The organism is Luteibacter sp. (genome assembly GCF_051958795.1).
Classification (GTDB): domain Bacteria; phylum Pseudomonadota; class Gammaproteobacteria; order Xanthomonadales; family Rhodanobacteraceae; genus Luteibacter.
Genome location: NZ_JBQCFT010000337.1, coordinates 1 through 5174 on the forward strand (window position 1 = coordinate 1; position 5174 = coordinate 5174).

5 protein-coding genes are annotated in these 5174 nt (G+C 66.6%); 2 read left to right on the top strand and 3 right to left on the bottom strand.

Annotated elements, in window-relative coordinates:
- From ACTHLF_RS17660 to ACTHLF_RS17670, 3 genes are all read right to left on the bottom strand, one after another.
- Positions 1-865: diguanylate cyclase domain-containing protein (locus tag ACTHLF_RS17660; RefSeq protein ID WP_440329018.1), on the bottom strand; the 865-nt coding region annotated here is incomplete at its 3' end.
- A gap of 247 nt (positions 866-1112) precedes the next feature.
- Positions 1113-3167: a S9 family peptidase gene (locus ACTHLF_RS17665; protein WP_440329020.1), complete on the bottom strand. Its 2055-nt coding sequence runs from the start codon at positions 3165-3167 to the stop codon at positions 1113-1115.
- A 154-nt stretch (positions 3168-3321) separates the two neighbouring features.
- Positions 3322-3612, bottom strand: a complete 291-nt coding sequence (locus ACTHLF_RS17670) for a GNAT family N-acetyltransferase (protein WP_440329022.1) — start codon at positions 3610-3612, stop codon at positions 3322-3324.
- Between the two features lie 126 nt (positions 3613-3738).
- Between ACTHLF_RS17670 and ACTHLF_RS17675 the strand changes: the two genes are divergently transcribed.
- Together ACTHLF_RS17675 and ACTHLF_RS17680 are read left to right on the top strand one after the other, a co-directional pair.
- Positions 3739-4164: an OsmC family protein gene (locus ACTHLF_RS17675; RefSeq protein WP_440329023.1), complete on the top strand. Its 426-nt coding sequence runs from the start codon at positions 3739-3741 to the stop codon at positions 4162-4164.
- A 60-nt stretch (positions 4165-4224) separates the two neighbouring features.
- The coding region (locus tag ACTHLF_RS17680) for a CorA family divalent cation transporter (protein WP_440329025.1) at positions 4225-5174 on the top strand (950 nt) is incomplete at its 3' end.

The window sequence follows — 5174 nt, forward strand, 5'->3', positions numbered from 1 at the left end:
CGGCAAGGCTGCCGTCGTGCAGGTGGCGCTTGGGCTGGTATTCGACATCCAGTTCGCCGCGCTGCAGGGCCTCGCGCAATTCGACCGTAAGCGCGAGGCGCTCGCGGGCGGCCTCGAGCATGCCTTCTTCATAGAAGCGGAAATCGGCCTTGCCGGTTTCCTTCACCGCGTACATGGCGGCATCGGCGTTGCGGATCAGGCTGTCCGCTTCCTTGCCATCCTGCGGGGCAATGGCCACGCCGATGCTGGGGCTGACCGCGACGAGCTGGCCCGCCACGTTCACCGGCTGCGAAACGAGGTCGAGCACCTTGCGGCACACCCGGACCAGGTTTTCCATGCCGCCATACGATTTCACCACCACGACGAACTCGTCGCCGCCAAAGCGCGAGACCGTGTCGCGCTCGCGGACGCTGCTCCGAAGCGAGGTGGCCACGGCCCGCAGGAAGGTATCGCCCGCTTCGTGGCCCAGGGTGTCGTTGATCGACTTGAAGCCATCGAGGTCGATGAACATCACCGCCAGCATGGCGTCACGGCCATCGGCCAGCGCCTCTTCCAGCTCGCGCATGAGGAACGCCCGGTTGGGCAGTCCCGTCAGGGTGTCGTGGTAGGCGTGGAAGGCCAGGGCCCGGCGCGCTTCTTCGCGCGGATCCTTCAGGCGGGCGTGGAGCTTGCGGCGCTGGGTGACCAGCATGGTGATGACGATGGAGGCCACCGCGAAGACCACCACCAGCGACACCAGCCAGCCGAGCCCGGCGCCGCTGGTGCTGAATCCCGAGCAGCTGTTGCCGTCCGGCCCCGCGAGGGGCCAGCGTGCGCAGTTCGAGACGGCATGGCGTATGCCGTTTTCGACGCTAATTGTCAGCACGCCTCGCTCCGGCCTGGCTTTGCCAGGCGCTGGGACCAACCAACCATTGTGACCTCACCGGGAGCCTGGGGAGAGCCCGGGCAAGGTACGACTCATCTCCGGCTTATCGGCCGTGGGCACCCGCAACTTTAATGCCCCCGCCACGCCGGGTCCCGCCGTCTTCACATTCGGTGAGATTGGCGGGCCCAGCACGCATGATGCTGCCTTAGCGGAAAAACGCAATCCGTGCCGTTCGTCGTACCCCGGATCAGCGACCCTTGGCCGGGGCGGCCAGGTAGGTGTCGAACCAGGCCAGGGCCCGTGCGAGGACGTCGCGGCGGCTGGCCTCGCGGGCGAAACCGTGGCCCTCGCCCGGGTAGACAATCAGCGTGGTCGGCACGCCCTGGGCGCGCAGGGCGTGCCAGAACTCGCACGACTGCGGCGCCGGGGTCTCGGCATCGCGCTCGCCGACCACCACGAGCGTCGGGGTCTTCACGTGCTTGATGTAGTTGATGGCCGAGCTCTTGCCGTAGACGCCCGGGTCGTCATACACCGAGGCGCCGAAGTACGGCTTCATCCACTGGTCGATCAGGTTCTGGCCGTAATAGCTCTGCCAGTTGGAGATGCCCGCGCCGGCCACCGCGGCCTTGAAGCGGTCGGTCTGGGTCACCGCGAACATGGTCATGAAGCCGCCATAGCTCCAGCCGGTGAGGCCCAGGCGCTTGTCATCGACCGGGTGGGTCTTTTCGATCGTATCCACGCCAGCCAGGGCATCACGTAGGTCGCCGTAGCCGAAATCCTTGCGGTTGGCCTGGACGAAGGCTTCGCCCTGGCCGTAGCTGCCGCGCGGGTTGGGCATGAACACGAAGTAGCCCAGCGCCGAGAGCGGCGCCGCACCGTAGCCGGCGTTGGGCCAGCGCGGGAGCACGGCGGCGGCGGGGCCGCCATGGATCGAGACGATCATGCCGTAGCGCTTCGCCGGGTCGTAGTTGGCCGGGTACAGCAGCCAGCCCTGGACGTCATGGCCTTCGTTCTTCCAGGTGATCGACTCGGCCTTGCCCCACGACGGCTTGAGCCCGGCGTTGAAGGACGTGACCGCGACCGGGGCCGACTTCGCGCCGAGGTCGGCGACATGCACTTCGTAGGGCTTGTCGAAGCTGCTGGCGATGAACGCGGCGTGGCTCTGGTCCTGGGTCAGCGAAAGCGACATGGAGAGGCGGCCGTCGCCCAGCGACATCGGCAGGTCGAACAGCGTGGTAGGCGTGGCGGCGCCCTGCGCCGGCACCGCATAGCTGGTGACGCGGCTGGCGCCCGCTACCTGCTCGGAGACCAAGAGGCGATCATCCGCCGCCCACGACAGCCAGGCCGGCGTGGTGTGGATATCGGGGGTGATGTCTTCCGGGGTGCCGCCGTTGGCAGGCACGGTCCAGATGTCGCCGCCCGTGGAACCCTGGTCGCTCATCAGGCCGCCAATGAAGGCGATGCGCGAGCCGTCCGGCGAGAAGCGCGGCACGGCGATCTGCAGGTCCTTCAGCGGCCCCTTGAGGGCGTTGGTATCGACGATGACGTTGCCCTTGGCACCTTCGGTGGCGGGCTGGACGTACAACTTGGCGATCCACCAGTTGTTATCGCCCGGCGGCTCGGCGGCGACGTAGGCGATGCGTTTGGCGTCGGCCGAAAGTGCATATTCGTAAACGTGCAGCCCGGCCGGGGTGAGGACGCGCACCGGGCCGCCGGAGGCGCCGACGGTCGCGACCTGCTGCACCTCCAGGCCCTCCACGCCGATCTCGCCCAGCTGCGGCTTGGCCGCGGCGGTGGCGCTTGCACGGCGCGTGGCGTTCGGCACGTAGAGGAAGGCCAGCTGCTTGCCGTCGGCCGACCAGGCCAGGCTGCTGACGTAGCCGGTGAGGTGGGTCAGGCGCTGCGCCGCGGCCTTGCTGGTGGTATCGACCACCTGGATATCGTTCTGCTTGCCCTCTTCCACGCCGGCGCCCTTGCCGCCGCAATCGGAGAGGAAGGCCAGGTGCTTAGAATCGGGTGCCCAGGCGACGCTGGTTTCGCTGCAACCCTTCGTCGCGGTCACGCGGCGGGCGTTGCGGCCGTCCACGTCGGCGACCTGCAGCACGGGCTTGCCGTCGGTCTTCACCGCCCAGGCCAGGTGCTTGCCATCCGGCGAGATCGCCACGGATTCCACCGTGCGGACCTTGCCGAGACTTTCCAGGATCGCGGCGATGCGCGGGTCGTCGGCTTTCGGGGCCGGCTCGGCCTGTGCAGCGGTGACACAGGCAAGCGCGATGGCTGCGGCGATCCAGGTTGTACGCATCGTTTGGGCTCAGGACGTGTAGGAGCGGTGAAACCTACCACACCGACCGAGCCCGCCGTAGGAGCCCACCCTGTGGGCGACATCTTTCGGCGGGAGGCTCAGGACCCTGTGGCTCTTCCGCGAACGGCGTCGCCCACAGGGTGGGCTCCTGCGATCAGACCAGCAGGTTCTTGTATTCCGTATTCCGCTCGAACCAGCGCACGGCGTAGGAACATGCGGGGTGGATCTTCCAGCCGTTGTGGCAGGCCACGTCCACCGCCTTGCGGGTCAGCAGGTTGGCGATGCCGCGGCCTGCGACCGGCTCGGGGACGCCGGTGTGCGTGATGACCATGGTCTTGCCTTCCAGGCGGTAATCGAGCTCGCACTCATGGCCGTCCACGGTCGCCAGGAACACGGTGTTCGCACGGTCGTGGGTAATTTCCAGGGGTTTCGGGTCTGCACTCATCGTCGTTCTCTCCAAGCCATCTCGGCCGCCCCTTCGCATTCTGTCGATGGCCGGGGCGTTAGCTTTATCGATGACAGAGCATGCGCGCCTTCACCACCACAATCCAACACCCAACGGAGAAGCATCATGCAGAAATGGGGCAAGGCAGTCTGGACGGGCAATATCAAGGAAGGCCAGGGGCTCATCTCGAGCCAGACCGGGGTGCTGAAGGATGCACCCTACGGCTACGCATCCCGGTTCGAGGATGGCCCGGGCAGCAACCCGGAGGAGCTGCTGGGCGCCGCGCACGCGGCGTGCTTCACCATGGCCCTCTCGCTCATGCTGGGTAACAACGGCCTCACCGCCGACCGCATCGAGACCAAGGCCGACGTAACCCTGGCGAAGGATGGCGAAGGCTTTTCGATCACCAAGGTCCACCTGACCACCAAGGCCAAGGTGCCCGGCACCGACCAGGCGAAGTTCGCCGAGATCGCGAAGCAGGCGAAGGAAGGCTGCCCGGTGTCGAAGGTGCTGAAGGCCGAGATCACCATGGACGCCACGCTGGAAGCGTAAACTGCCCGCGCCGCCGGGTTCGCCCGGCGGCGCATCCGGCTGCCAGGGTAACGACCACACGTGCTGATCATCCACGAACACGGCAAACACGAACGCGCGACCGTCTGGACGCCAGGGATGGGCCGCCCCGACGCGCCGATCTGGATCGACCTGCTGGAACCGAGCGAGGACGAACGCCGCTGCGCCGCCGAGATCACCGGGCTACGCGTGCCCGAGCGCTCGGACATCGTGAACCTCGCGATGTCGAGCCGCATCCGCACGGATGACGACGCGATGTACCTGTCGATCCCCTATTTCGCTGACACCAATAACGGCCACGCGTCACAGCCCGTCGGCATCGTGGTGACCAACCACGTGCTGATGACGCTGCGCTTCAGCGAATCGCCCGCGTTCGACTTGGCCAACGAGAGCTGCACCCACCAGAACTGGGAATCCAGCGCGGACGTGCTGGCCACGCTGATCGAGGCCATCGTGAACCTGGGCGCGCAGCGCATGGAGGATGTCTCGGCCGAGCTGAAGAAGCTCTCCGACCGCGTGTTCACCCCGGAACGGCTCGGCACGCCCGTGCTGCGGGATTGCATGCTCGAGGTCGGCCGGCTGGAGGGCATGCAGGCGCGCAACCGCTCGTCGATGCTGGGCGTCCAGCGCATCGTCTCGTTCGTGCGTGCGAAGAAGCCGGAATGGATGAGCGAAGCGGTGGAGGTCCGCCTGCGCGTGGTGGAGCACGACCTGCGCACGCTCGATGAATTCGACGACCAGCTCACCAACAAGCTCCAGTTCGTGCTGGACGCCACCCTCGGCTTCATCAGTACCGACCAGAACCACGTGATGAAGGTGCTCACCGTCACCTCGGTGGCGACCATTCCCCCGGTGATCCTCGCGGGCATATGGGGCATGAATTTCAAGCACATGCCCGAACTGGACTGGCCGCTGGGCTATCCCATGGCCTTGGGAGTGATCGTGATCAGCATGATCCTGCCGGTGCTGTTCTTCAAATGGCGGGGGTGGTG

Coding starts and splice junctions, on each gene's coding strand:
- ACTHLF_RS17675 (WP_440329023.1), top strand. CDS start 3,739: ATGCAGAAATGGGGCAAGGCAGTCTGGACGGGCAATATCAAGGAAGGC.
- ACTHLF_RS17670 (WP_440329022.1), bottom strand. CDS start 3,612: ATGAGTGCAGACCCGAAACCCCTGGAAATTACCCACGACCGTGCGAAC.
- ACTHLF_RS17665 (WP_440329020.1), bottom strand. CDS start 3,167: ATGCGTACAACCTGGATCGCCGCAGCCATCGCGCTTGCCTGTGTCACC.